General features: G+C 74.2%; 21 protein-coding genes. 14 read left to right on the plus strand and 7 right to left on the minus strand.

The window, feature by feature from the left end:
• Positions 1-12 precede the first annotated feature (12 nt).
• Both OG500_RS18260 and OG500_RS18265 read right to left on the minus strand, forming a co-directional pair.
• On the minus strand, positions 13-1,941 hold the full coding sequence (locus tag OG500_RS18260) for an APC family permease (RefSeq protein WP_327067738.1): 1,929 nt from the start codon (positions 1,939-1,941) through the stop codon (positions 13-15).
• 311 nt (positions 1,942-2,252) lie between these two features.
• A complete protein-coding gene (locus OG500_RS18265) occupies positions 2,253-2,681 on the minus strand; it encodes an SDR family NAD(P)-dependent oxidoreductase (RefSeq protein ID WP_329581566.1) in 429 nt (142 codons plus the stop codon).
• Between OG500_RS18265 and OG500_RS18270 the strand changes: the two genes are divergently transcribed.
• Positions 2,680-2,811: a hypothetical protein gene (locus OG500_RS18270; protein WP_329581568.1), complete on the plus strand. Its 132-nt coding sequence runs from the start codon at positions 2,680-2,682 to the stop codon at positions 2,809-2,811. The two genes, OG500_RS18265 and OG500_RS18270, sit on opposite strands and share 2 nt — an antisense overlap.
• Positions 2,812-2,820: 9 nt before the next feature.
• Positions 2,821-5,046 (plus strand): sensor histidine kinase, encoded by a 2,226-nt coding sequence (locus OG500_RS18275; RefSeq protein WP_329581571.1) that lies wholly within the window; start codon positions 2,821-2,823, stop codon positions 5,044-5,046.
• Positions 5,047-5,077: 31 nt separating this feature from the next.
• Here the strand turns inward: OG500_RS18275 and OG500_RS18280 are convergent, their stop codons facing one another.
• Positions 5,078-5,686: a response regulator transcription factor gene (locus OG500_RS18280; protein ID WP_327067741.1), complete on the minus strand. Its 609-nt coding sequence runs from the start codon at positions 5,684-5,686 to the stop codon at positions 5,078-5,080.
• Positions 5,687-5,792: 106 nt separating this feature from the next.
• On the opposite strand from OG500_RS18280, the gene OG500_RS18285 reads away from it, so the two are divergent.
• Complete coding sequence (locus tag OG500_RS18285) at positions 5,793-6,536, plus strand: ABC transporter ATP-binding protein (RefSeq protein ID WP_327067742.1); 744 nt, start codon at positions 5,793-5,795, stop codon at positions 6,534-6,536.
• Positions 6,536-9,001: an ABC transporter permease gene (locus OG500_RS18290; RefSeq protein ID WP_329581575.1), complete on the plus strand. Its 2,466-nt coding sequence runs from the start codon at positions 6,536-6,538 to the stop codon at positions 8,999-9,001. Before OG500_RS18285 ends, OG500_RS18290 begins: the two co-directional genes overlap by 1 nt.
• Here the strand turns inward: OG500_RS18290 and OG500_RS18295 are convergent.
• On the minus strand, positions 8,986-9,639 hold the full coding sequence (locus tag OG500_RS18295) for a TetR/AcrR family transcriptional regulator (protein ID WP_327067744.1): 654 nt from the start codon (positions 9,637-9,639) through the stop codon (positions 8,986-8,988). The two genes, OG500_RS18290 and OG500_RS18295, sit on opposite strands and share 16 nt — an antisense overlap.
• Positions 9,640-9,764: 125 nt before the next feature.
• Between OG500_RS18295 and OG500_RS18300 the strand changes: the two genes are divergently transcribed.
• The 4 genes from OG500_RS18300 to OG500_RS18315 all read left to right on the plus strand — a co-directional run bounded on the left by OG500_RS18300 (position 9,765) and on the right by OG500_RS18315 (position 15,676).
• Positions 9,765-10,385: an NADPH-dependent FMN reductase gene (locus OG500_RS18300; protein ID WP_329581578.1), complete on the plus strand. Its 621-nt coding sequence runs from the start codon at positions 9,765-9,767 to the stop codon at positions 10,383-10,385.
• 466 nt (positions 10,386-10,851) lie between these two features.
• Positions 10,852-12,087, plus strand: a complete 1,236-nt coding sequence (locus OG500_RS18305) for an arylsulfotransferase family protein (protein ID WP_329581581.1) — start codon at positions 10,852-10,854, stop codon at positions 12,085-12,087.
• A 98-nt stretch (positions 12,088-12,185) separates the two neighbouring features.
• The gene (locus tag OG500_RS18310) at positions 12,186-12,956 is read left to right on the plus strand and encodes a class I SAM-dependent methyltransferase (RefSeq protein WP_327067747.1); all 771 of its coding nucleotides are present in this window, start codon (positions 12,186-12,188) and stop codon (positions 12,954-12,956) included.
• A gap of 374 nt (positions 12,957-13,330) precedes the next feature.
• Complete coding sequence (locus tag OG500_RS18315; protein ID WP_329581584.1) at positions 13,331-15,676, plus strand: helicase-associated domain-containing protein; 2,346 nt, start codon at positions 13,331-13,333, stop codon at positions 15,674-15,676.
• 54 nt (positions 15,677-15,730) lie between these two features.
• Here OG500_RS18315 and OG500_RS18320 read toward each other — a convergent pair whose 3' ends face one another.
• Positions 15,731-16,072, minus strand: a complete 342-nt coding sequence (locus tag OG500_RS18320; RefSeq protein WP_329581587.1) for a TetR/AcrR family transcriptional regulator C-terminal domain-containing protein — start codon at positions 16,070-16,072, stop codon at positions 15,731-15,733.
• Between OG500_RS18320 and OG500_RS18325 the strand changes: the two genes are divergently transcribed.
• Positions 16,019-17,431: an MFS transporter gene (locus OG500_RS18325; RefSeq protein WP_329581589.1), complete on the plus strand. Its 1,413-nt coding sequence runs from the start codon at positions 16,019-16,021 to the stop codon at positions 17,429-17,431. The two genes, OG500_RS18320 and OG500_RS18325, sit on opposite strands and share 54 nt — an antisense overlap.
• Before the next feature lie 4 nt (positions 17,432-17,435).
• On the opposite strand, the gene OG500_RS18330 is transcribed toward OG500_RS18325, so the two are convergent.
• Positions 17,436-18,926 (minus strand): amino acid permease, encoded by a 1,491-nt coding sequence (locus OG500_RS18330; protein ID WP_327067751.1) that lies wholly within the window; start codon positions 18,924-18,926, stop codon positions 17,436-17,438.
• A 292-nt stretch (positions 18,927-19,218) separates the two neighbouring features.
• Here OG500_RS18330 and OG500_RS18335 point away from each other — a divergent pair, with 292 nt between their 5' ends.
• On the plus strand, positions 19,219-19,854 hold the full coding sequence (locus tag OG500_RS18335) for an HhH-GPD-type base excision DNA repair protein (RefSeq protein ID WP_327067752.1): 636 nt from the start codon (positions 19,219-19,221) through the stop codon (positions 19,852-19,854).
• A 40-nt stretch (positions 19,855-19,894) separates the two neighbouring features.
• Here the strand turns inward: OG500_RS18335 and OG500_RS18340 are convergent, their stop codons facing one another.
• Positions 19,895-22,702: a lectin gene (locus tag OG500_RS18340; RefSeq protein ID WP_329581595.1), complete on the minus strand. Its 2,808-nt coding sequence runs from the start codon at positions 22,700-22,702 to the stop codon at positions 19,895-19,897.
• A gap of 107 nt (positions 22,703-22,809) precedes the next feature.
• Here OG500_RS18340 and OG500_RS18345 point away from each other — a divergent pair, with 107 nt between their 5' ends.
• The 4 genes from OG500_RS18345 (at position 22,810) to OG500_RS18360 (ending at position 26,293) form a co-directional block, all read left to right on the plus strand.
• On the plus strand, positions 22,810-23,517 hold the full coding sequence (locus OG500_RS18345; protein WP_327067754.1) for a rhomboid family intramembrane serine protease: 708 nt from the start codon (positions 22,810-22,812) through the stop codon (positions 23,515-23,517).
• Between the two features lie 90 nt (positions 23,518-23,607).
• On the plus strand, positions 23,608-24,774 hold the full coding sequence (locus tag OG500_RS18350; RefSeq protein ID WP_327067755.1) for a hypothetical protein: 1,167 nt from the start codon (positions 23,608-23,610) through the stop codon (positions 24,772-24,774).
• Positions 24,775-24,916: 142 nt separating this feature from the next.
• Positions 24,917-25,213 (plus strand): type II toxin-antitoxin system VapB family antitoxin, encoded by a 297-nt coding sequence (locus tag OG500_RS18355; protein ID WP_030273186.1) that lies wholly within the window; start codon positions 24,917-24,919, stop codon positions 25,211-25,213.
• 291 nt (positions 25,214-25,504) lie between these two features.
• Positions 25,505-26,293 carry a LytR C-terminal domain-containing protein gene (locus OG500_RS18360; RefSeq protein WP_327067756.1) on the plus strand — a complete coding sequence of 263 codons (789 nt, stop codon included), beginning with the start codon at positions 25,505-25,507 and terminating at the stop codon, positions 26,291-26,293.
• The last annotated feature ends 57 nt before the right edge of the window (positions 26,294-26,350 follow it).

Below are 26,350 nucleotides of genomic sequence, written 5' to 3' on the forward strand. Positions count from 1 at the left end.
TCCTTGGGCCTGTCATGCCTCGCGGGCGGCGGCGGAGTGCAACTGGTAGGGAACGCTGGCGACGACGACGCGGCGCTGGAAGAGCAGCCTGCCCTTGAGGCGCAGCGCGGACTGGTTGTGCAGGATCTGCTCCCACCAGTGCCCGAGCACGTACTCCGGGATGTAGACCGTGACGATGTCGTTGGGCTTCTCGCTGCGCAGCCGCTTGACGTAGTCGACGACCGGGCTGGTGATCTCCCGGTAGGGAGAGGCGATGACGGTCAGCGGGGTGGTGATCTCGCGGGCGTGCCACTCGCGCTTGAGCGCCTCGGTGTCGACCGGGTCGAGGTCGACGGTGACGGCCTCCAGGAAGGTGGGCCGGGTGGTGCCGGCGTAGCCGAGGGCACGGATGGTCGGCAGGTGGAGCTTGGAGACCAGCACGATCGAGTGGTTGTTGGTGGGCGGGGTGACCTTGAGGTCGTCCGGCGGGGCCAGTTCGGCGGCGACCGCGGCGTAGTGGCGCTGGATGCCCCGCATGATCAGCCAGATCAGCGGCATGGCGACCACCACGATCCAGGCGCCCTTGGCGAACTTGGTGGTCAGGACGATCGCCAGGACCACCCCGGTGAAGCCGGCGCCGACGGCGTTGATGGCCCGCGAGCGGATCATGTGGCGGCGGGCGGCCGGCTCGGTGGTGGTCTTCAGCAGGCGGTTCCAGTGCCGGATCATGCCGGTCTGGCTGCAGACGAAGGAGACGAAGACGCCGACGATGTAGAGCTGGATCAACCGGGTCGGCGACGCCTGGAACGCGACGACCAGCAGGATCGCGGCGCCGGAGAGCAGCATGATGCCGTTCGAGAAGGCGAGCCGGTCGCCGCGGGTGTGCAGCTGGCGGGGCAGGTAGCCGTCCTTGGCGAGGATCGAGGCGAGCACCGGGAAGCCGTTGAAGGCGGTGTTCGCGGCCAGCACCAGGATGATCGCGGTGACGAACTGCAGGACGTAGAAGAGCGGCGAGGCGTCGCCGAAGACCGAGCGGGCGACCTGAGCGATCACCGTGCGCGGGGTCTGGCCGGACGGCACGCCGATCAGGTCGGCGGCGTCGGCCGCGTGCACGTGGCCGGCCAGCGCCAGCGCGGTGACCCCGGCGAACATCGACACGGCGATGGCGCCGAGCAGCGCGAGCGTGGTGGCCGCGTTCTTGCTCTTGGGCGCCTTGAAGGCGGGCACGCCGTTGCTGATCGCCTCGACGCCGGTCAGCGCGGTGCAGCCGGAGGCGAAGGCGCGCAGCAGCAGGAAGATCAGGCCGAAGCCGCCGAAGGTGCCGGTGGCCTTGATCTGGTAGTGCTCGCTCTCGGCGTGCAGCGGATGCCCGGTGGCGATCTTGAACACGCCCCACGCGATCATCGCGACGATCGAGACGATGAAGCAGTAGGTCGGGACGGCGAAGGCCGTGCCCGACTCCCGGACGCCGCGCAGGTTGAGCAGCGTGATCACCGCGATGATCAGCACCGAGATCAGCACGACGTGGCTGTTGAGGGCCGGGAAGGCGGAGGCCAGGTTGGCGACGCCGGAGGAGACCGAGACCGCGACGGTGAGGATGTAGTCGACCATCAGCGCGCTGGCGACGGTCAGACCGGCCTTCGCACCGAGGTTGGTGGTGGCCACCTCGTAGTCGCCGCCCCCGGAGGGGTAGGCGTGCACGTTCTGGCGGTACGAGGCCACCACGACCAGCATCAGCAGGCCGACCGCCGCGGCGATCCACCAGGTGAAGTGGAACATGGCCACGCCACCGGCGGAGAGCACGAGCAGGATCTCCTCGGTCGCGTAGGCGACGGAGGAGAGCGCGTCGGAGGCGAACACCGGCAACGCGATCTTCTTCGACAGGGTCGCCTCGCCGAGCATCTCGTTGTGCATCGGCTGGCCGACCAGCAGCCGTTTGATGATTCCTATTCGCGAAGGCATGCGGGGCATCGTAGGCCCAGATCCCGCTCCGGTGGAGAGCAGGGGCGGAAATGTGCAAGAGGCCTGGCATCAGGATGGCGTCAAGGCTTCTGCGGCCCGACCGCGACGCGGCCCGCGCACCCGGTGCGGCTGATGCCCAGCTCAGCGGGGTGCGAGGCCCTCGGCGCGGCGGCGGTCGGCCGGGCGGGCCCCGTGCTGTCAAGGCTGCGGGCGTCAAGGCGGCGCCAGGATTGCCGCGCCCGGGCATCGGGCGCAGGGCTCAGGCGCTGGGCTCGGACGCAGGGCTCAGGTGCCGGGCTCAGGTGCCGGGCTCAGGCGCTGGGCTCAGGCGCTGGGCTCAGCAGCGGGAGCACCGCGTTGGTGACGGTCAGCACACCGAGGACGTTGGTCTCGAAGATCGCGCGGACCCGGTCGACGTCCACGGTGCTGGGCCGGTGCCCGAGGTCCTCGCCCAGGCCGGCGTTGTTGACCAGCACGTCCAGCCGCCCGAACCGCTCCTCGATCCAGCTCGGGGTCCGCCGGACCGTCGCCGGGTCGGTGACGTCCAGCGCCACCGGGTGGGCGTCCGCCCCGGTGGCCCGCACCTCGTCGGCGGCGGCCCGGCCGCGTTCGGGGTCGCGGGCGCCCAGCAGCACGGTCATCCCGCGCTCGGCGAGCTGTCGCGCGACCTGGAGCCCGATGCCTCTGTTCGCCCCGGTCACCAGTGCCACCGCACCGGTCGGGGTCATGGTCTCGATCATGCGGCCAGCCCATCACGCGCCCCGCGCCACCGGCCAGGACCATCTCGGCATCGCGGCGTCCGTCCTGGTATCGCCGCTGCTCGCCGCCGTCGAGGCGGTGCCCACCCGGTCGCCCGGGTCGTCCGCGTAGCATGCCCGCGTGGGGGACACGTCAGGGCAGGACGGCACACCGCGCCTGTCGCACGCGCTGGTTGTCGCGGTGGCCGGTGCGCTGGCCGCGGCGCACCTGCTCAAGGGGCTGGCCCGCATCCCGGCCGAGCCGGGCACCGGTCTGGCGATCACGGCGGCCGCTCTCGCGCTGGTGGCCCTGCAGTTGCGGCATCTCCCGCCGGGCCTGCGGCGCCCCGCGGTGGCACCGGCGGTGTGGACGGCCGCCGAACTGACCGTCGCCGGCCTCGCCGTGCTGCCGCTGGGCGTCTCGATCGGCCTGCTCTGCCTGCCGGCCGGCTCGCTGCTGCTCGAGCGCCGCCGGCTCCCGCTGCTCGGGCTGTGCGCCGCCGCGGCCGTGATCGAGGCGACCCGGTCGGGCAGCGTGCGCGACACCCTCGACATGACGCTCACGGTCGCGCTCGGCGGCGTCATGCTCTACGCGGTCACCACCCTCGCGCTGCTCGCCACCCGCGTGCACGGAGCACGGCTCACCCTGGCGGCTGCCGCGGTGACCTCGGAGCGCCTGCGCATCGCGGCGGGCCTGCGGGCCGGGCTCTCCGCGGGCCTGGACGAGATCCACGGCCTCGCCCGGCAGGGCGATCCCGCGCTTCTAAATCCGCTCCTCGCCGTGGCCCGCCGGACCCTGGCCGCCACCCGCGCCACGGCCGCCGAGCTGCGCAGCCTGTCGCTCTCCCCCGAGGCGGCCAGCGCCCGCGCCCTGCTGGACTCCGCCGGTATCGCCGCCGACATCCGGATCGGGCACGCGGAACCGCTCGGACCGGCCGGGACGGTGCTGGCGACGGTGCTGCGCGAAGCGGTCACCTCGGTCGTGCGGATCGGCGACGCGCGACGGTGCGAGATCGTCACCGGCGAGCGGGCCGGCCAGTTGGTGCTGCGGGTGGTCAGCGACGGCGTCGTGACGGCCGCGCTCGGCGCCGACGTCCTGGACGGCCTCGCCGCCCGGCTCCGCACCGTCGGCGGCCGGCTGACGGCCGGTCTGGAACCGGACGGACGCTTCGCCGTCCAGGCGACGGTCCCCGCCACCCCCGCGCCGACGGCCGCCGCCGATCCGCCCGAGCTGCGCACCGCGCTCGGGCTGTACGTCTTCCTGCTGGGCGCCTTCTGCGTCAAGGCGCTGCTGTACCTCCCCGCGCACCTGCTCGGCCTCGGCGTGGCGGCCCTCGCCGTCCTGTGCGGACTGCAGATCCGCTTCTCGCTCCAGGACGCCACCCTCCCCCGGCTGCCGGCCCAGGGCGCCCCCGCCGCCCGCCCGGGGCCGCTGCGGCGACAGGTGCTGGCGCTGCTGGTCTCGGCGGCCCTCGCCTTCGCGCCGCTGCCCTGGTTCGGGCGCAACTGGATCGGTGCGGTGGGCATCCTCGCCGGCTCGGCGCTGGTGGTCCTGCCGCTGCGGCTCGGCGTGACCGCGGCCGTCGGGGCGTCGGCCGTCGCCGGTGCGATCACCGTCGGTGCGATCACCGGCGGGGCGGGGGCCGGCGGGGCGGGGGCCGCACTGCTCGTCGCCGTCAACGCCCTGATCACCTGCGTCATCGTCTACGGCGTGCTGCGCCTGGTCCGCCTGGTGCGGGAGCTCCAGCAGGCGGCGGCCGGACTGGCCCGGGCCGCCGTGCTGGCCGAGCGCCTGCGCGCCGCCCGCGACCTGCACGACCTCCTCGGCCACGGGCTGGCAGCGATCCTGCTCAAGGCCGAACTCGCCCGGCGCCTTCGGTCGCTGGACCTCGCCCGCTGCCGGGCCGAGCTGGCGGACATCACGCGGCTGGCGCAGCGCGGAGCGGGCGAGCTGCGGACGGTGGCCGCGGACAGCCCCCGGCTGCCGTTCGACGCCGAACTGGCCTCCGCGACGGCGATCCTGACGGCGGGCGCCGTCACGGTCGAGGTCGACGACGAGGAGGGGGACGGGGACGGGCCGGTGCCGCCGGAGGTGGAGGCCGTGCTGAGCGTGGTGCTGCGCGAGGCGGTCACCAACATCCTGCGCCACAGCAGCGCCCGCCACGCGCGGATAGCAGTCTCGGTGCGCGAGCGGTGCGCGCGCCTGGAGGTGGAGAACGACGGTGTCCCGGACGGCGTGCGGCCACCCGGCTCCGGGATCGGCGGCCTGACCGTCCGGCTGGCCGAGGTCGGCGGCACGCTGTCGGCCGGCCCGGACGACGGCTGGTACCTGGTGCGCGCCGAAGTGCCGCTGGCCCAGGGCCGGTGACGGCTCGGACCGGTGACGGCTCGGAGCGGCCCTACAGCCACCCCGCCTCGCGCGCGATCCGCACCGCGTCCGTCCGGTTGCGCGCGTTGAGCTTGCCCACCACAGCGGTCAGCACGTTGCGCACGGTCCCCGTCGACAGGTGCAGCCGCGCCGCGATCTCCGGCGGTTCGGCCCCTTCGGCCAGTTCCCGCACCACGTCGTTCTCCCGCGGCGTCAGCGGATTGTCCGCGAGGTCCCAGGCGGCGACGGCCAGGCCCGGATCCAGTACCCTTCCACCGGCCGCGACCTGACGGATCGCCGACACCAGGTCCTGCGGCGGCGCGGTCTTCAGCAGGAAGCCGTCGACCTTCGCCGTCAGCGCCCGGCGGAGCAGCCCGGGGCGGCCGTTCGAGGTGAGCACCAGCGTTCGGCAGCCGGGGAGCCTCTGCTTCAACTCCTCGGCCGCCTGCAGGCCGTCCAGCCGCCCGGGCATCTCGATGTCGAGCACCGCCACGTCGGGCAGGAAGACCATGGCGCGCGGCACCACGTCGTCGGCGGAGCCGGTCTGCGCCACCACCGCGAGGTCGGGCTCCAGCTCCAGCAGCGCCACCAGCGCGCTGCGCACCACGTGTTGGTCCTCGGCCAGCAGGAGTCTGATCACGGCACGACCCTACTCATCGCGCGCACGGCCCACCCATGACGAGGTCACGGTTGCCTCGTGACGCCGTCCCTGCGTGCGACGACCGCTGCTCGGCAGGCTGGATCCCATGAGCGATCCGATCAGTGCCATCAGTCTGGAAGCCGTCAGCAAGGTCTACGGCAAGGGCCGCGGCGCCGTCGCCGCGCTGCGCGAGGTGACGGTGCGGCTGCCCCGGGGCGGCTTCACCGCCGTGATGGGGCCCTCCGGCTCGGGCAAGAGCACCTTCCTGCACTGCGCGGCCGGGCTGGACCGGCCGACCGCCGGCACCGTCCGGCTGGGCGACACCGAGCTGTCGCGGCTCAGCGAGACGAAACTGACCCAACTGCGCCGCGAGCGCGCGGGTTTCGTGTTCCAGTCCTTCAACCTCGTCCCGTCGCTGACCGTCGAGCAGAACATCACGCTGCCGCTGCGCCTGGCGGGCCGCCGCACGGATGCCGGGCACCTGGCCCGGCTCGTGCACCGGGTGGGCCTGCAGGAGCGCACCCGGCACCGCCCGGGGCAGCTGTCCGGCGGACAGCAGCAGCGCGTCGCCATCGCCCGGGCGCTGATCTCGGACCCCGAGGTCCTCTTCGCCGACGAGCCCACCGGCGCGCTGGACACCATGACCGCGCGCGAGGTCCTGACCCTGTTGCGGCAGGCCGTGGACGGGTTCGGCCAGACCGTCGTCATGGTCACCCACGACCCCGTCGCCGCCTCCTACGCCGACACCGTGCTCTTCCTGGCCGACGGGCGCGTCGCCGACACGATGGCGGAGCCGACCGCCGCCAAGGTCGCCGACCGCATGATCCGTCTGGGGGCGTGGAACCGATGATGCTCCGCTTCGCCCTCGCCACCGTGCGGCACCGCAAGGCCGGTTTCGCCGGTGCCTTCGTCGCCCTGTTCTGCGCCGCGGCCCTGATCTGCGGCTGCGGAACCCTGCTGGCCACCGGGATCGCCGGCGAGGTCCGGCCCGAACGGTACGCCGCCGCACCGCTCCTGGTCGCCGGGGACCAGAACGTCCACGTCGTCCAGGACAAGGGCAAGGGCCGGACCAAGGTGAAGGCCAAACCGATCGCCGACCGCGCCTGGGTGCCCGCCGCCCTCGCCGAGCGCATCAGGGCGCTGCCCTCGGTGCGGGCGGTCGCGACCGAGGTGACCTTCCCGGTGCTGCTGCCAGGCGGACCCACCAGCGGTTCCTGGGGCCACGGCTGGGAGTCGGCGCCGCTGGCCGGACTGACCCTCGCCGCCGGGCGCGCACCCTCGGCGCCCGACGAGGTCGTGCTGGACGCGGCCACGGCCGCCCGCACCCACGGCTCCCCCGGCGCCACCCTGCGGGCCCGCACCGCCTCGGGCACGCTGGCCCTGCACGTCGTCGGCGTCACCGCCCAGGGGTTCGCCGCCCAGGCCGCGGTCTTCTTCACCCCCGACCAGGCGCGGCAACTCGCCGGCCATGACGGGCTGGTCAGCGCGATCGGCGTCTTCCCGGCCGCGCCGTCGGCCGGCTCCGACGTCCAGGCCCTGATCAACGCCTCCCCGGCCGTCCCGGCCGTCGTCGTGCGCACCGGCGCGGACCGCGGCGCGGCGGAGTTCCCCGACGCCTCCACCGCCCGGGCACGGCTGATCAGCATGGGCGCCGTGCTGGCCGGCACCTCGCTGATCGTCGCCCTGCTGGTGGTCGTCGGCACCTTCGGGCTGTCGATCCAGCAACGGCAGCGGGAGATCGCGGTGCTGCGCGCGGTGGCCGCGACGGGCCGTCAGGTCCGCCGGATGATCGGCGGCGAGGCGCTCACGGTGGGCCTGGCCGCCGGGACCCTCGGCGCCGTCGCGGGCCTGCCTGTGGGTGGCTGGCTGCACGACCGGTTCGTCGCACTGGACGTGATCCCGTCGAACATCGCCGTCGTCCGCTCGCCGTTCCCGGTGCTCGCCGCCGCGGGCGCCACCGTGCTGGCCGGCTGGGCCGCGGCCCGGATCTCGGCGCGCCGGGCCACCGCGATCCGGCCGGTCGAGGCGCTGGGCGAGGCCGGCCCCCGGCCGCCGCGGCTCTCCTGGCCCCGGGCCCTGTGCGGTGCGCTCACCGCCGCCGGCGCCCTCGTGCTGACCCTGCTGCTCACCGTGCTGCACTCGGACGCGGCGTCGACCCCGGTCTGCTTCGTCGCCGTGCTGCTCTGGTGCACCGCGCTCGCGCTGCTCGGCCCGCTGGCCGCCGGCGGCGCCACCGCGGTGCTGGGCCTGCCGCTGCGGCTCTCCCCGGTCGGCGGCTACCTCGCCGCCCACAACCTGCGCACCGCGGCGCACCGCCTCGCCTCGGTCGTCACCCCGCTGACCCTGCTGACCGCGATGGCCTGCACGATCCTGTTCTCGCAGAGCACGCTCGCGCACGCCGCGGGCGACCAGCTGGCCCGCGGCGACCGCGCGGACTTCGTCGTCGGGCCCCGCGTGCCCTCCGACGCCGTCGCCGCGGTCGCGGCCGTCCCCGGCGTCCGGACCGTGACCCGGGTGCTGCACACCCAGGTGCGCGACGGCCTGACCGAGCGCAGCGTGCAGGCGGTGACCCCGGAGCGGCTGTCCGACACGCTCGACCTCGGCGTGACCGCGGGCGACCTCGGCGGGCTGACGGACGGTACGGCGGCAGCCGCCGCGGGGCTCGGCTACCGGGTCGGCGAGCGCATCCGCCTCACCCTCGCCGACGGCACCCCGGCCGAGCTCACCGTCGTCGCCCTCTACGCGCGCGGGCTGGGCTTCGGTGACCTGACCCTGGCGCACGACCTGGTGGCCGCGCACGTCGACGTGCCGCTCGACGACGAGGTGCTCGTCCGGGGCGCGGGCGTCACCCGGTCGGCCCTGGCCGCGGCCCTGCGCACCGACCCCGGGATCGGCGTGCTGGACCGCGCCGCCGCCCAGGCCGCGCAGAACACGGCGGGTGCCGAGATCGGGTACGTCACCCTCGGCCTGATCACCGCCTTCGTCTCGATCGCCGTGCTCAACACCCTGGCCATGAGCATCACCGACCGGCGCCAGGAGTTCGCCGCCCTGCACCTGGTCGGCGCCACCCGCCGGCAGGTCCGGCGGATGCTCGGCTGGGAGACCGCGACCGCCGTGGTGATCGCGACCGCGTTCGGTCTCGCCATCGCCTTCGCGGTGCTCGTCACCTACGCGGACGGCATCACCCGCGGCACCGACGCCCTCGCGCTGCCGCTGCGCCGGCTCGCGCTCGTCATGGCCGGCACCGCCGCGCTCGCGGCCGTCGGCACCTGGCTCCCCGCCCGCGCCGCGCTGCGGGCTCAGCCGCGCCGGTAGGCCCGCAGGAAGGCCGCGACGCCGCCCGTGATCAGCTGCTCGGCCTGCTCGGCCGGCAGCGGGCGGACGCCGTAGTGCGAGAGCTGCACGATCGAGAGCGTGACCAGGGCCGTGAAGTGGGTCGCGGTCAGGGCCGGGTCGCCGTGGACGTCCACCAGAGCGGCGTCCGCGAGGCCGGCCATCGCCTCGGCGAGGGCGCGGCCGACGGGGGCGGGGCCCGCGTCCCGCCAGGCTTCGAGGAGCTCGGCGGGTACGTGGTCGGCCTCGGCGTGGATGTGGCGGACGAGGGCGAAGTGGTCCGGGTAGTCGGCCATCAGGTCGACGAAGGCGCGGGCCAGCGCGACGAGATCGCGCTCCAGGTCCTCCCGGCGGGGCGGCCGCCCGGGGTCCAGCAGCGCGCGGATCCGGGCGAGTTGGGCGTCGCGCACCTCGCCCGAGGACCAGGTGACCACGGCACGGAAGAGCTCGGCCTTGCCCCCGGGGAAGTGGTTGTAGAGGGTGCGCGTCGAGATGCCGGCCGCGGCGGCGAGCGCGTCGACCGAGGCGCGGGCGTACCCCTCACGGCCGAAGACGGCGCGGGACGCCCTCGCGATGGCATTGCGCTTCTCCTGCTTGCGGACCTCGCTGCCGCTGCTCACACGCGCCTCCTTCTGCTCCACGGAACCTGGCTACAACGAGCGTTGTAATTTCTACAACGCTCGTTGTACTTTACCGGAGGGGGACCGCACAAGGCGGCCGACCCACCGCACGAGGGGACACCGTCATGCCTGCCGCCACCGAAGCCGCACCCGCCACCCTGGACGCCCCGCTGCGCGTCGCGGTCATCATCGGCAGCGTCCGCGAGGGCCGCCACGGCCGCGCCGTCGCCGACTGGTTCCTCGGCACCGCCGCCGACCAAGGCCTGGAGCTGGACGTCATCGACCTCGTGGACGTCCCGCTGCCGCTGGCCATGCCCGGCTGGGGCGGCACCGTGAGCCCCGAGGCCGCGGCCGCACTCGCCGAGGTGAGCCCGCGGCTGGCCGCCGCCGACGCCTTCGTGGTCGTCACCCCCGAGTACAACCACAGCTTCCCGGCCGCCCTGAAGAACCTCATCGACTGGCACCACGCGCAGTGGCAGGCCAAGCCGGTCGGCTTCGTCTCCTACGGCGGACTCGGCGGGGGCCTTCGCGCGGTCGAGCAACTGCGCCTGATCTTCGCCGAGTTGCACGCCATGACGGTGCGCGACTCGGTCAGCCTGCACGGTCCGTGGTCGGGGCTCACCGAGGAGGGCACGCCCCGCGACACCGCCGTGTGCGAGGGCGCGGCCGAGGGCATGCTCGGCCAACTTGCCTGGTGGGGAAGGGCGCTGCGGACCGCCCGCGCCGACCGGACCTACCAGGGCTGAGCGGGCGACGGCTGACCGGTGTCCCGGAGTGCGCCTGGGACCCGGAGTTCGGGACCGGAAGTGATCCCAGGGGAGGCGGACCGGCCAGGAGCGGCAGCCGACAGCAGCGCCGCAGCGGCCCCGATCGGCCGGGCCCACGATACGGGCGGACGTTGACACCCGGCGCGCACTGCGGCTAGCTTCCCCCGCATGCAGCGGCCTGCCCTCACCCTGACGACTCGCGGTCACATCGACCTCCTGCGAGTCTGTTCCGCTGCCTGTCGCGCTTGCTGAGCGCCACCACCTCGCGAGCACCCCGCCGCGCCTGACGCGCCGGCCGTGCCGACCCCGGCTGCCCGCCCGCCCCACCGCCCGTCCGCCCCGTCGCCGGCCCCGCGCCGCGCCGACTGCGCCGGCGCGCGCCGTCCGGGCTGCCCGGTCTCCCCCGAACTGCCGCTCTCCCTCCAGTGATTGACGAAGGATCACGATGCGAAAGAAGCCCTGGACCGTGCGCGCCCTGGCACTGGCCACGACCGCGACCTTCCTGGCCGCTCTGCCGGTGGCCGGCGCCGCCGCCGCGCCGACCGCGGCAGCCGGCAACCCGCCGCTGCCGCCGGTGACCGTGCTGACCGACCAGGCGGGGACCGGCGGCGGGGACCTCTTCGTCTCGCCGACCTCGGCCACCAGCAGCTACGCCAGCGGCGTGGAGATCCTCAGCCAGGACGGCCGCAGGACCGTCTGGTCCCACGCGGTGCCGGCCGGCCTGCAGGCCGCCGACTTCCGCAAGCAGACCTACCACGGCAAGCCGGTGCTGACCTGGTGGCAGGGCACCGGCCTGGGCGGACTGGCCACCGGTGTCGACGTCGTCTACGACGACCACTACCAGAAGATCGGCGAGGTCAAGGCTGGGAACGGCTACTCCGCCGACGGCCACGAGTTCCTGATCACGCCGCAGAACACCGCGCTGATCATCTCCTACACCGAGGCGACCGCGAACCTCACCGCCATCGGCGGCCGGGCCGATCAGAAGGTGATCGACGGGATCGTGCAGGAGGTCGACATCCGCACCGGCAAGGTGCTCTTCGAGTGGAACAGCGCCGACCACGTGCCGTACGCGCAGAGCGAGCAGCCGCTGCCGGCCTCGTCGAGCACGCCGTGGGACTGGTTCCACCTCAACGCCGTCAAGCTGGACACCGACGGCAACCTGCTGCTGGACGCGCGCAACACCTGGACCACCTACCAGGTGTCCCGGCACACCGGCCGGATCAACTGGCAACTCGGCGGCAAGGCCAGCTCGTTCACCCTGGCGGCGGCGCCCGGCCAGATCCTGAACAGCGCCGGGACCATCTTCTCCTGGCAGCACGACCCGCAGCCGCTCGGCGGCGGCCTCTACACGTTCTTCGACAACGAGTCGGCAGGCGTCGCCAACACCGGCGCCGGGGCCGTCTCCGAGCTGCCGTACAGCCGCGTGGTCACGGTGCGCCTGGACCAGCGCACGCACCGGGCGACCCTGGTGAAGTCCGTCGACCAGCCGGCCGGGCTCAGCGCCTCCTCGCAGGGCAACGCCCAGACCCTGAAGGGCGGCGGCCTCGTGGTGGGCTGGGGATCCCTGCCCTACGTCTCCGAGTTCAGCCGGTCCGGCAAGCTGCTGTTCAACGCCGCGTTCCCGGCGGGGGTGAACACCTACCGGGCGTACCGGTTCGACTGGAGCAACCGGAAGTAGGCCCGGTCCGGCGGCCCGGGCGCCCCGCCACCCGCGGGGCGCCCGAGTTGTACCGAAAAGCGGTGGCCCGTCCCACCCCGTCCTGCGATGATCGCCCCATGAGCGAGGAGATGCGGACGTTCGACGAGCTGGTGGCCGAGGCCGAGAGCGTCTCGGTCGCGGGCTGGGACTTCTCCTGGCTCGACGGCCGGGCCACCGAGCAGCGGCCGTCCTGGGGCTACCAGCGGCTGCTCGGCGAGCGGATGGCGCACGCCCGGGCCGCCCTGGACGTGCAGACCGGCGGTGGCGAGGTGCTGGCCGGCGCCTCGCACCGGGCACCGCTGACGGTGGCGACCGAGGGGTGGCCGCCCAACGTCGCCAAGGCCGCCCGGCTGCTGCACCCGCTCGGCGTCGCCGTCGTGGCGGACGAGGACGAGCCACCGCTGCCGTTCGCGGACGCGGCCTTCGACCTGGTGGTCAGCCGGCACCCGGTGACGGTCTGGTGGCAGGAGATCGCCCGGGTGCTGCGGCCCGGCGGCAGCTACTTCTCCCAGCAGGTCGGCCCGGCCAGCGTGTTCGAGCTGGTCGAGTTCTTCCTCGGCCCGCAGCCGCAGGAGGTCCGCAACGGCCGCCACCCCGAGCAGGCCCGGCGGGCGGCCGAGGCGGCCGGGCTCACCGTGGTCGACCTGCGGGCCGAGTCGCTGCGCACCGAGTTCCACGACATCGGCGCGGTGGTCTACTTCCTGCGCAAGGTGATCTGGATGGTCCCCGGGTTCACCGTCGAGCAGTACCGGGACCGGCTGCGCGAGCTGGACGCACTCATCCGCCGCGAGGGCCCGTTCGTGGCGCACACCGCGCGGTTCCTGATCGAGGCTCGCAAGCCGCACTGAGGCGCGCCGCCACCGGTGGGCGCGCGGCCCGCACCGCGCGCGCCCACCGCTTCGGCGGATCCCGCCGAACCGGCCCCCGCGACGGCACGGCCCACTAGACTGACGCTCCGTCACAGAGTCATCGCAGCCCGAGACCGGTCCCCCGGCTCACCGGACGGCAGGCCCGGCCGCGGGCCGCCGACCGCCTGCACCGAGCGAGGTGAGCCGCCATCACCGAGTCGTCCCCTCCCGAGCTGATCGCCTGGCTGCGCGCCCTCGACGAGGAGCAGCTCTTCCGCCTGCTGCGGGCCCGCCCCGACACCGCCGCCGAGCCCGCCCCGCGCGGCCTGGCCGAGCTGGCCGAGCGGCTGGCCCGCCCGGCCGCGGTCACCGCGGTGCTGCGCCGCCTCCCGCTGCCCTGTCTGCAGACGGCCGAGGCCCTGGTCGCCGTCGGAATCCCGTGCGCACGTGCCGAGTTGGCGCACCTGCTGGACGCCGGGAGCGGCGAGCGCGCGGCCGGCCTCGACACCGCGCTGCAGGCGCTGGCCGGCCAGGCGCTGGTCTGGCCGGACGAGCGGGGCCTGCTGCACGCCGTCCCCGCGCTGCGCCGGATCTGGCCCAGCGCCCTGGGCCTGGAGCCGCCGGTCGCCGAGCTGCTGGCCGACGCCACCGCCGAGGAGCTGCGCTCCATGCTGGCCCTGCTGCGGCTGCGGGTGCCGGTGGCCAAGCGGCAGCGCCTCGCGGTGCTGGCCGAGCACTTCGCCGACCGGGCCTGGCTGACCGCCGTGGTGGCCGGTGCGCCGCCCGGGGTCGGGCCGCTGCTGGCGGAGAGCTCGCAGTCCGGGGTGGCCCTGCGGGCCCTCGCGGTCTCGGCCTCCGGCGAGACCGGCCGGGCCGCGCGCTGGGCCCGGGAGCGCGGCCTGCTGGTGCGCGCCCACCACGGCTACGGGCCGGCCCGGATGCCCGCCGAGGTCACCCTGGCGCTGCGCGGCCCCCGCTGGCACGCCCCGTTCGACCCGGTGCCGCCCGAGCCCGCGCTGGTCGCGGTCGGCCCCGCCGAGGTCGAGCGCGAGACGGTCTCGGCCGCCACCGCGTTCGGCGCCCAGGCCGCCTCGGTGCTGGCCGAGTGCGCGGCCCGGCCGCCGGTGCTGCTGAAGACCGGCGGGGTGGGGCCACGCGAGCTGGGCCGGCTCGGCAAGCAGACCCAGTGCTCCGAGGCCGTGGTGCGGCTGGTGCTGGAGAGCGCCTTCGCGGCCGGTCTGCTGGTCGGCGCGGGCGATTCGGCACCGACCCGGACGGGCGTGAAGGGCGGTCCGCGCCGGGTGGTCGCCCCGAGCAAGCGGGCACCCGACCCGGAGGCGGGCGGCGGGCTGCTCGCCGTCACCCCCGCCTACGACGCCTGGGCCGGGCGCGATCCGGCCGGGCAGCTCGTCGACCTGGCGCTCGCCTGGTGGACACTGCCGTTCACCCCGACCGCGAGCCAGGACCGCGACGGCAAGTCCTGGCCCGCGCTGATCAGCCGACCCGCGAGTCCGGGCTGCCGGCACGCCAGGCGCGGTGTGCTCACCGCCGCCGGCCGCCTCCCGGCCGGGCACGGCGCGGCCCGCTCGGCGGGCCTGGGCCGCCTCGCCGGCTGGCACCGCCCGCTGGTCGACCAACTCCCGCAGGACAGCACGCCGTTCGCGCTGGTGATCCACGAGGCCGAGCTGCTCGGCCTGGTGGCCCGCGGCACCCTCTCGCCGCTGGGCGCGGCGCTGGCCGCGCACTCGCCCGAGCAGCCGGACGCCCTGCTGGAGAGCGCCCGCCGGCTGCTGCCGACGGCGGCCGACCGGGCCCGGCTCGGCACCGACCTGACCGCCGTGGTGACCGGACCGCCGACCGCCGCGCTGGCCGCCCTGCTGGACGCCGCCGCCGAACGGGAGGCCCGCGGCACGGCCTCGGTCTGGCGCTTCACCCCCGCCAGCGTCCGCCGGGCGCTGGACGCGGGCCGCACCCCGCAGGGCCTGGCCGAGGAGCTGGCCGCGATCGGTACCGCCGGCGGGGAGGTGGCGCAACTGCCGCAGCCGCTGGCCTACCTGATCACCGACACCGCGCGCCGGCACGGCCGGATCCGGGTGCTGCAGCCGGGCTGCGTCCTGCACGGCACCGATCCCGCCCTGCTCGCCGAGCTGGCCGCGCACCGCATGCTCACCACGCTGCGGCTGCGCCTGCTGGCACCGACCGTGCTGCTCAGCGCCGCCGACCCGGAGGCCACCCTGGCCGCGCTGCGGGCCGAGGGCTACGCGCCGGTGGCCGAGGGTCACGACGGCACGGTCCGGGTCGAGCGCGCCCCCGCCGAGCGGTCCGCGCCACTTCCTGCCCAGCGCGGGGCGCCGGGCAGGCCGGCCCGCAGCACCCCCACCGCCGAGGAGCTGCGCGCGCTCGCCCACCGGCTGCTGACCGCCCCGAGCACGCCGGAGGAGGACGGCGAGGTGGACGAGTGGACCGAGGAGACCGCCGAGGCCCTGGCCGCGCGCGCCCGGCAGTTGACGCCCTCGGCGATCCGCCGGCTGGCCAGCGCGATCCGCTTCGAGCACACGGTCACCATCACCTACCAGAACCCCTCGGGCGACCGCACCATGCGTACCCTCAGCGAGCTGGAGTTCGACCCGCCCTTCCTCTACGGCTGGTGCCATCTGAGCGACGGCCACGAGGAGTTCGCGCTCTCCCGGATCCAGGACGTGCTCCCGGCCCACGGCTGACCCGCCGGCCGGCCCTGACCCGGCCCAGCCCGGCTCAGCTCAACTCGGTTCGGCTCAGCAGGACTTGGCCAGCCGGGCGGCGATGCCGTCGAGCACGCAGTCGAGGCCGAGCTCGAACTGCCACTGCGGATCGTCCTTGCGCCTGGCCTCCACCAGGTGGCGCTCCAGCACCGGATACCGCCCGGTGGCCATCAGCCAGCGCATCTGCGGCGCCAGGCCGACGCGCAACTCGTCGCCGTTGTTCCAGTTCTGACTCTGCATCAACTCCTGGACCACGATCTCGGAGTGGGTGGCGCCGCGCGCGTAGAGGTCGACCGTGCGGGCCTGGCGATGCTCGACGCCATGGTCGTCGGCACCGCACTGCCCACCATCGTCGGCCAGCTGGGCGGCCTGCACCAGCTCTCCTGGGTGGTGACGGCCTACCTGCTGAGCAGCGCCGCGAGCACCCCGATCTGGGGCAAGCTCGGCGACCTCTACGGCCGCAAGGGCACCTTCATGGCCTCGATCGGGCTCTTCCTGCTCGGCTCGGCACTGGCCGGACTGGCCACCGGCATGGGCCAGCTGATCGCGTTCCGGACCCTGCAGGGCCTGGGCGCCGGCGGGCTGATGGTCGGGGCGCTGTCGATCCTCACCCTGCTGGGCTCCGGACGGATGCGCGCCCGGCTGCAGTCGGTGATCGGTGTGCTGATGCCGATCGCGTTCGTCGGCGGCCCGCTGATCGGCGGATTCCTCACCGACCGGCTCAGCTGGCGCTGGACCTTCTACGTCAACCTGCCGGTCGGCGCCCTCGCGCTGCTGCTGGTCGGCACCCTGGTCCGGCTCCGGACCGAGCGGATCAGGGCCAGGATCGACCTGCTCGGCACCGGACTGCTGACCGCCGGCATCCTCAGCCTGACCCTGCTGGCCGGCTGGGGCGGCAGCAGGTACGCCTGGAGCGACTCGCGCTCGCTGGGCCTGGCCGCGCTCGGCGTGCTCGCCCTGGCCGGCTTCTGGTTCGCCGAACGGCGGGCCGAGGAACCGGTCATCCCGCTCAGGCTGTTCCGCAGCACCGACTTCACCGCCGCCCAGCTGGTCAGCCTGCTCAGCGGCGCGGTGCTGGTCGCCGTCACCACCTACCTGCCGCAGTACCTGCAGTCCGGCCGCGGCAGCTCGCCCACGGCCGCCGGTCTGCTGCTGCTCCCCCTGCTGCTGGGCATGCTCGGCGCCCAGCTCGCCGCCGGCCGGGCGAGCGGCGGCTACCGCCGCTACTCGATCGCGGGCAGCGCACTGCTGGTGATCGGCCTGCTGGTGCTGTGGCTGACCGGGCAGCGGACCCCGGTCCTGGCCGTCGCGCTGCTGGCCACCGCCGCGGGGGCCGGCCTGGGCCTGCTGATGCAGAGCAGCCTGCTGATCACCACCACCAGCGCGCCGCCGCGCGATCTGGGCGCGGCCAGCGGAACCGTCACGCTGGCCCGCACGCTCGGCGGTTCGCTGGGCATCGCGCTGTTCGGCACCGGCTACGCCGACCGGCTCCGGAGCGGCCTGGCCCGGCAGCTGGGCGAGGTCACCGCGCACCGGCTGGCCGGCGCCTCGCACACCCCCACGCCCGCCGAGCTGCGCGACCTGCCGGCCGCCACCCGGGAGGCCTTCCGCGCCGCCGCCGACGCGGGCCTGCACGGCGTGCTGCTCGGCGCCACCGTGCCGGCCCTGCTCGCCTTCGCGGTGAGCCTGCTGGTCCGGTCGGCGCCGGGCAGCTCCGCGCCGAGCAGCGACTGAAGCGTCAGCTCTCGGCCGTCACCGCGGCCGCCGCAGCCGCCTTCCGGCGCCCGTCCACCACCTTGGCCGCCGCCAGCACGATCGCCGCGGCCACCAGCGAGAGGATCATCTGGTTGCGTCCGTCGTGGTCGGTGAACATGTAGATCACCACGAAGGCGATCAGCCCGATGGTGGCCCAGGTCAGGTACGGGAAGAGCCACATCCGCACGGTCAGCCGCTCGGGCGACTCCCGCTCGATGATCCGGCGCATCCGCAGCTGCGAGGCGCAGATCACCAGCCAGACGAAGAGCGCCACCGCGCCGGAGGAGTTCAGCAGGAACTGGAAGACGGTGTTCGGCGAGGTGTAGTTGAAGAAGACCGCGACGAACCCGAAGACCACCGAGGCCAGGATCGCGGTCCGCGGCACGCCCCGGCTCGTCACCTTGGCGAAGGCGGCCGGCGCGTCGCCGCGCTGGCCGAGCGAGAAGGCCATCCGGGAGGCGGTGTACAGGCCGGAGTTGAGGCAGGAGAGCACGGCGGTCAGCACGATGACGTTCATCACCTGGCCCGCCCCGGGGATCCCGACGTGCTCCAGCACCGCGACGTACGGGCTGCCCTTGACCGAGGCCGAGTTCCACGGCAGCAGGGTGACCACGATCGCGATCGAGCCGAGGTAGAAGATGCCGATCCGCCAGATCACGCTGTTGGTCGCCTTGCTGACCGCGCGCTCGGGGTCGCTCGACTCGCCCGCCGCCAGGGTGACGATCTCACTGCCCATGAAGGCGAAGACCACCGTCAGCATGCCGCTGAAGACCGCTCCGACGCCGTGCGGCAGAAAACCGCCGTGGCCGAACAGATTCGTGGTGCCGACCGCGTGCGTGTTGGGCAGTACGCCGAACACCGCCAGCAGTCCGATCACGATGAACGCGGCGATCGCGACCACCTTGATCCCGGCGAACCAGAATTCGAACTCGCCGTAGGAGGCGACCGAGAAGAGGTTGGTCGAGGTCAGCACGGCCATCACCAGGAGCGCGAACGCCCACTGCGGCACGCTCGGCAGCCAGCCGTTGAGGATCTTCGCACCGGCGGTCGCCTCGACGCCCAGCACCACCACCCAGAAGAACCAGTAGAGCCACCCGATCGTGAAGCCCGCCCAGCGCCCGAGCGCCCGGTCCGCGTAGGCGGAGAACGAGCCGCTCTGCGGGTCCGCGGCGGCCATCTCGCCGAGCATCCGCATCACCATCACCACCAGCACACCGGCCAGCAGGTAGGAGAGCAGGATGCCCGGTCCGGTCGCCGCGATGCCGGCGCCGGAGCCGACGAACAGGCCCGCGCCGATCACACCGCCGATCGCGATCATCGACAGGTGCCGGTTCTTCAGTCCGGCCTGCAGGTGCCCGTCACCGCCGTGACCACCGTGGCCGGCGGGCCCGGCCGCAGCAGCGCCGTCGGCTGCCGCCCCGGGTGCGGTGACCGGCGATCCGGCCTTCGAGCGCTTGGGGATGTCCGTGCTCATAGGTGTTTCGCTACCTCTCCTGCGCGGCGGGGGATGCTCCGCGCGTTGCCTGGCAACGTAACCCGGAGCGGAATTTCGCGTAACCCTTCGAGGCCAGATCGATGCATTAGTTGAGGATTATCTGAGGATTCCGATAAAAGGGGAATCTGCTCTTCTCCCCCCTCCCCCACTCCCCTACCGGCCGGTAATCGGCAGTCCGCAGCGTGCCGGTCCACCGCCCTCCCCGCTGCCGCCCGGCACTGCGGCGTGTTGCTCGGACGGCCGGGCCACGGCCTCGACCACCATGGGTGCCATGGCCCTCTCCCTCCACCTCGCCCAGCAGCCGGACGCCGATGCGCTGCTCAGCCGCAGCCCGCTGGCCGCCCTGGTCGGAATGCTCCTGGACCAGCAGGTTCCGCTCGAATGGGCGTTCACCGGGCCACTGACGATCAGCCAACGGCTGGGCACCGAGGACCTGGACGCCCACCGGATCGCCGCCTGCGACCCGGACGCCTTCGCGGCGCTGCTCTCGGCCAAGCCCGCCGTGCACCGCTACCCGGGCTCGATGGCCAAGCGGGTCCAGCAGCTCTGCCAGTACCTGGTGGAGCACTACGACGGGGAGGCCGCGGCGGTCTGGCGGGACCCGGCCGACGGGGCCGAGCTGCTGGCGCGGCTGACCGCGCTGCCGGGGTTCGGCGCCCAGAAGTCGCAGATCTTCCTGGCCCTGCTGGGCAAGCAGTTCGGCGTGCGCCCGGCCGGCTGGCGCGAGGCGGCCGGGCCCTACGGGGAGGACGGCTGCTACCGCTCGGTGGCGGACATCACCGACCCCGACTCGCTCGGCCGGGTCCGCGCCTACAAGCAGCAGGTCAAGCAGGCGGCCAAGGCGGCCAAGACCGCGAAGAGCGCCAAGAGCGCGGGCACGGCGAAGGCCGCCGGGCCGGCGAGGTGACCCGCCGGCCCGGCGGCCCGTCAGTGCCGGGCGCCGCCGCTCAGTGCGGCATCGTCCAGCGCTGCGCGCCGGTGCCGTTGCAGTCCCAGAGCTGGAGCCTGGTCCCGTCGGCGCTGCGGCTGTGCGGCGCGTCCAGGCAGCGGCCGGCCGACGGGTTGTAGAGCGAGCCGTCCGGGCGCGGCCACCACTGCTGGGCGCCGGTGCCGTTGCAGCCCCAGACCTGGATCACGGTGCCGTCGGCGGTCCCGCTGTGGTCCGCGTCCAGGCAGCGGTCCAGGGCGCGCACCGTGCCGTCGCCCGCCAGCGTCCAGCGCTGGCCGTCGGCGCCGGTGCAGCCCGAGATCTGGACGGGCGTGCCCCAGTCGCTCTTGCCGCCCGCGACGTCCAGGCACTTGCCGGCCAGGCCGGTCACCTGGCCGGTCACCGACTGCGCCGGGCCGACGTCGAAGGAGGGCGGCGCGTCCTGCGGGTCGTGGCCCCAGGCCGGGTCGGGGTCGGCGGCCAGCTGGTACTCCATGGTGCCGCCGTCGGTGATCAGCTCGGAGCCGGTCCAGGGCCGGGTGGAGGCGGTGCCGTTGACCCGCAGGCCGTGCACGTAGCGCACGTCCGCGGAGGCGCCGGGCGCGCTGATGTCGATCGAGGGGCCGTTGCCGCGGGTCACGGTGATCTGCGGGAAGAGCGGGCTGGCCAGCACGAGCTCGGCCCGGCCGGGGACCTGCGGGTAGAGCCCGAGCATGCCCCAGACCGCCCAGGAGGACATCTCGCCCAGGTCGTCGTTGCCCACCTCGCCGTCGGGCGCGTCGCTGAACAGCGTGGTCACCGCGCGGCGCACCACGTCCGCGGTGCGGTCGGGACGGCCCGCGTAGTCGTAGGTCCACGGGGTGTTGAGCGAGGGCTCGTTGCCCAGGTAGGAGTGGGCCGCGTCCGGTCCGGCGTTCAGCTTCTCGAAGAAGCTGTCCAGCCGCGGGACCACCGCCGCGTTCCCGCCCATCGCGTCGAACAGGCCGCGGTGGTTGAACGGGACCATCCAGGTGTACTGGGCGGCGTCCCCCTCGACGTACTCGTCCTGCTGGGTGGGCTGGAAGCTCGGCCAGCCGTGGTCGGCGTCGCGCGGCTGCAGGTAGCCGCTGTCGGTGTTGAACAGGTTGCGCCAGCCGGCCGCGCGGTGCAGCAGGGCATCGTGGTCGGCGCTGTCGCCCAGGCTGCCGGCCAGCTGGGCGAGGGCGAAGTCGGCCGTGTTGTACTCCAGCGTGCTGGCGGCCGAGCCCCAGATGCCCGAGGTGCCCACCGGCAGGTAGCCCTGGCCGTCGTAGGCCGCGTGGCCCGGACGCTCACGGTCGTCACTGCGCCCGGCCAGCGCGAGCCTGAGCAGGCCGGCGGCGTCGAAGTCGGTGGCGCCGAAGGCGTACATGCCGGCCGCGATCGTCGGCAGCGGGTCGCCCACCATCACCCCGGTGCCGCCGTTGGCCAGCGTCCAGCGGTCGAAGTAGCCGGCCTGGGCGCCCTGGTCGACCACGGACTGGGCGATGTCGGAGGCCTCCTTGGGGGCCAGCAGGGCGATCAGCTGCATCTCGGAGCGGTAGACGTCCCAGCCCGAGAAGTCGGCATAGTGGACTCTGCCGGGATCGGTGCGGTGCACCTGGCCGTCGAAGCCCGGGTACCGGCCGTCCACGTCGCTGAGCACGCTCGGGTGCAGGAACGAGTGGTAGAGCGCGGTGTAGAAGGTGCGCTGCTGCTTGGTGGTGCCGCCGCCCACCGCGATCCGGCCCAGCAGGTCGTTCCAGGCCGCCCGGGTGCCGTCCCTGACCTGGTCGAAGTCGCGCTGCCCCTGCTCGGCGTCCAGGTTGGCCCGGGCGCCCTCGGCGCTGGTGAAGGAGATGCCGACCCGGGCGGTGACGGTGGGGTTGTCGCTGGTGTCGAAGGAGACCAGCGCCTGCGCACCGGACCCGGTGTCCGGCGCGTCGGGGTGCAGCGCCAGCCCCGGCCCGCGGTGTCCCGCCAGCTCGGCCTGGGCCTTCGCGGTGCGCGGCGGCTGCGGGGCGACGCCCCTGCTCTCCCCGCTCGCGGTGCGCCGGCCGGTGTCCAGCCGGCCGTCCTGCACGATGCCGGACCGGGTGAACGGGTGGTCGAAGACGGCGGTGAAGTAGATCCGGTAGCGGTTGTTCGACCCGCAGAAGCCGCCGCCGTCGGTGTAGCCGGAGATGCTGTCGGTTCCGATGGCCACCGAACCGCTGGCGCTGTTGAAGGCCCGGCCGGCGTCCACGGTGAGCGAGGCGCGCTGGCCGGCGGGGTAGCTGAACCGGGCCACCCCCGAGCGCTGGGTGGTGGTCAGCTCGGTGCGCAGCCCGTTGTCGAAGGTGACCGCGTAGCTGCCCGGCGTGGCCGACTCGTGGTCGTGCGAGAAGCTCTCGTGGCCCACCGGGCTGTCACCGAGGATCGGCAGGAACGGGATGTTGCCGTAGTCGCCGCAGCCCGCGCCGGAGATGTGGGTCAGGCTGAAGCCGCGGATCCGCTGGTCGCTGTAGAGGTAGCCGCCGTGCTGGTACGTCACGGTGTCCGGGCTCCACTGGACCATGCCCATCGGGGCGCTGGCCCCCGGGAAGGTGTTGCCCGCGCCGCCGCCGTTGCCGAAGTCGATGGCGCCCTGCTGCGTGCCGACGAACGGATTGACGTACTGGGCCGGGTCCTCGACGGTTGTCCGGTGTTTGGCGTCCGGTCGGTGCTTCACGTCGGCGGCGGGCAGGTGCTTGGCCCCGGTCAGGGCGGCCCCGGCCACCGCCGGGGTCCCGCCCGCGCCGGTGAGCAGCACGGTGGCCAGTGCCACGGTGATCATCTGACGAACAGTCATTTCGTTATGGTGTGGTTCGCCCCGGGCCCAAACCGGTCGCGACAGACCGGGTGTCGCTCGATCGGCTTACCATCGGGGAAAACGCGCGTCGGCCTGGGGAGAGGGACATGGCGGAGCACGACCTGCGCAGCGCGGAGGCCCGGATGATCGCGGAGGCGCGCAAGGCCTTCTTCGTGGTCTTCGGCCTGCTCTGCGTGGTCTGGGCGGTCCAGCTCGGCAACTGGGCGGACCGGAACACCCTGGCCCTGCAGTACGGGATCCGGCCGCACGACCTCACCCGGCTGCCCGAGCTCTTCACCGCACCGCTGCTGCACTTCAGCTGGCAGCACCTGGAGGGCAACTCCGGGCCGCTCTTCGTCTTCGGCTTCCTGGCCGCCTACCGGGGCGTCAAGAAGTTCCTGCTGCTGACCCTGCTGATCACCCTCACCAGCGGCCTGGCGGTGTGGATCTTCCAGGCCGGCAACACCGTCTCGGTCGGCGCCAGCGGGCTGATCTTCGGCTACCTCGGCTACGTGGTGCTGCGCGGGATCTTCGACCGGCACCTGATCGACACCCTGATCGGTGTGGTGATGGCGGCCTCCTTCGCCTACGAGCTGGCCGGGGCGGTGCCCGGGGCGCCGGACGGGGTGAGCTGGCTGGCCCACCTGGGCGGGCTGCTCGGCGGGGTGGCGGGCGCCTGGCTGCTGCGCGACCGCGCCGGGCGCGAGGAGCGGGCGACGGCCGCCGACCGGCCCGCACCCGGCGGCGGGCCCGCCGGATCCGGCACCGGCTCGCGGGCCGACCTGCTCAAGGAGCTGAAGGACCTCGGCCTCTGACCGGGCCCACTCCACCGCAGGTCTAGACCATCGCTCGGCCCAGCGGCTAGCGTGAGCCTGCCCCTCCCCTCTCCGCCCCGGAGCCGCGCCGTGCAGTCGTCCGTCCTCGCCTTCGCCACCGACCTGATCGACGAGGGTGCGGACACCTTCTTCGGCAACCTCACCGAGCGGGCCGGCGTCGGCGGCGTGACCCTCGCCTCGGTCTACCACGAGGCCCGCGACGTCTTCCCGCACCACCCGACCCGGGTGGTGCGCTACCTGGAGCCCGGCGCGGCCTACTTCCGCCCCGACCCGGCGCGCTGGGCCGGGCAGCGGCTCGCCCCGCTCGCGGCCGGCGCGATCGGCGAGCGCGACCCGTTCGCCGAGGCCGCCGAGGAGACCCGCCGGCGCGGGCTCAAGCTGCACGCCTGGACGGTGTTCTGCCACAACGACCGGCTCGGCTTCCAGCACCCCGACTGCGCACCGGCCAACGCCTTCGGCGACCGCCTCCTCACCGAGCTGTGCCCCGCCAACCCCGAGGTCCGCGCCTACGCGCACACCCTGGTCGACGAGCTCGCCCGGTACGGCGTGGACGCGATCCGCGCCGAGTCGCTGCACTTCCACGGTCTGCGGCACGGCTACCACCACGAGCGCTACTTCGAGCGGCTCGGCGCGATGGCCGAGGCGCTGCTCGGTCTCTGCTTCTGCCCGCACTGCCGGGCCGCGGCCGAGCGGCGCGGGGTGCCGGCCGAGGAGGTCCGGCAGGTGGTGGCCGCCGAGATCCGCCGCCGGCTGGCCGACGAGCGGGCCGCCGAGGAGCCCGGCGCCCTGGACGCGCTCGCCGACGGCGCGCTGGCGGCCTACGTCGACGCGGGCGCGGCCACCGTCACCTCGCTCGCCGCCGAGCTGGCCGAGCGGGCCGGACGCCACGGGATGCGGCTGAGCTTCATGGACGCCGACGGCCCCGGAGCCGGCTGGCTGGCCGGCATCGACCTGCCCGCGCTGACCCGGGCCGGGGTGGGCATCGAGACGCTGGGCTACGCCACCACGCCCGAGGCGGTGCGCGAGAAGGTCGCCGCCTTCGCCCTGCACGGCGTGCGGCCCGCCGAGCTGGCCGTGATCCTGCGCCCGATGGCCCAGGACTGCGACGGCCCGGCCAACCTCGCCGCGAAGATCGCGGCGCTGCGCGCGCTCGGGGTGCCCGAGGTCGAGTTCTACAACTACGGGCTGATGCGCCTGCGCTCGATGGACCGGATCGGCGCCGCGCTGCGCGGTTGAATTTTTTCAAAATCCGCCAAACCCGACTTCGGCCCTCTCGACTGGGCGCTTTCCTGCCTCATCTGTAGACGTACCGTCAGCAGCGCGCATCGAGGCAGCGCGCTTGCTGCGCCATGCGCCGCCCTAACGGTAGGCTTTCCGTGTGATCTTCAAGCGCATCGGCAACGGGCGGCCGTACCCGGATCACGGCCGGACCAGCACCCGTCAGTGGGCGGACGTCGCCCCTCGTCCGGTGCGTCTCGACCAGTTGGTCACCACCAAGGGCCAGTTGGACCTGGAAACCCTGCTGGCCGAGGACTCCACCTTCTACGGCGACCTCTTCGCCCACGTGGTCAAGTGGCACGGCGACCTCTACCTGGAGGACGGGCTGCACCGCGCCGTGCGCGCCGCCCTCCAGCAGCGCCAGGTGCTGCACGCCAGAGTCCTCGAGATGGACTGAGGGCGGACCGGCCTTACCCGACCGGCCCAACCCGACTGACAGCCGTTCAGCCGTCGAGTCAGGTGCGCGCCGGCCCCCCTGGACAAGGCGGCCGAATGATCGTCAGTACACCCTTTCGAGTAAGAGGGTGCGCCAAATGATGATCATTTATTACCTTCATCACGGGATGCGGACTAGGCTGCTGAACACGGCCGCACCCGCTGCGGACTCGACGTCCCCGCTGCCCCGCCGGCCGCTTCCGTCGCCCGTCGGCATGGCTGCCCTTCCTCCCAGGGGAGACAGACTGTGAGCATGTTGACCCCCCAGGGGTTGAAGGGGAAGCAGTTCCGGATCACCGGGACCAGCTATCCGCGGCTCGGCCCACCACCCCGGCGCGGTCGACGCGTCCTGGCGATCGTGGCCTCGGTGCTCGCGATGGCGCTCATCGCGCTGGGCGGGGTGCAGCTGGTCGACATCTTCACCGGCAAGGCGAAGCACACCGCCGCCCAGGCCTGCGCCAGTCCGCACCCCTCGGCCGCCGCCTCGCTCTCCGGCAAGCCGCTGGCCGCGCCCGCGCCGGGCGCCTCGGGCTCCCCCGGCGCCTCCGGTTCGCCCGGCTCGCCCGAGGCCTCCGGCTCGGCAGGCGCCTCCGGCTCCCCGGCCTCCGGCTCCCCCGCCGCGGGCAGTGCCGCCGCCGGCACGCCGTTGCCGGCCAGCACCGCCGTGCCGCAACCGGGGGCCGTCACGGTCAACGTGCTGAACGCCACCGACAAGGCCGGGCTCGCGGCGCGCACCGCCGACGACCTGAAGAAGCGCGGCTTCACCGTGGGCAAGGTCGGCAACGCCCCGTCGGCGCTGGCGAAGAAGGTGCCCGGCACGGCCGAGCTGGTCGCCGGTCCCGCCGGCGCCGGCGCGGCCACGCTGCTCGGCGCCCAGGTCACCGGCGCGACCACGATGGCCGACGCCCGCACGGACGGCAGCGTCGACTTCGTGATCGGCGACGGCTACACCGCCCTGCTCGAGCCGGACGCCGCGGCGACCGCGCTGGCCGCGGCGCTCAAGCCGGTGCCGAGCCCCTCGCCGGTGCCGGGCAGCTGCTGAGCCGGTCCGCGGGACACGAGCGGACGACGAAGAGCGGTGCCCCCCGTCGAGGGGGGC

Source organism: Kitasatospora sp. NBC_01250 (genome assembly GCF_036226465.1).
Taxonomy (GTDB): Bacteria; Actinomycetota; Actinomycetes; order Streptomycetales; family Streptomycetaceae; genus Kitasatospora.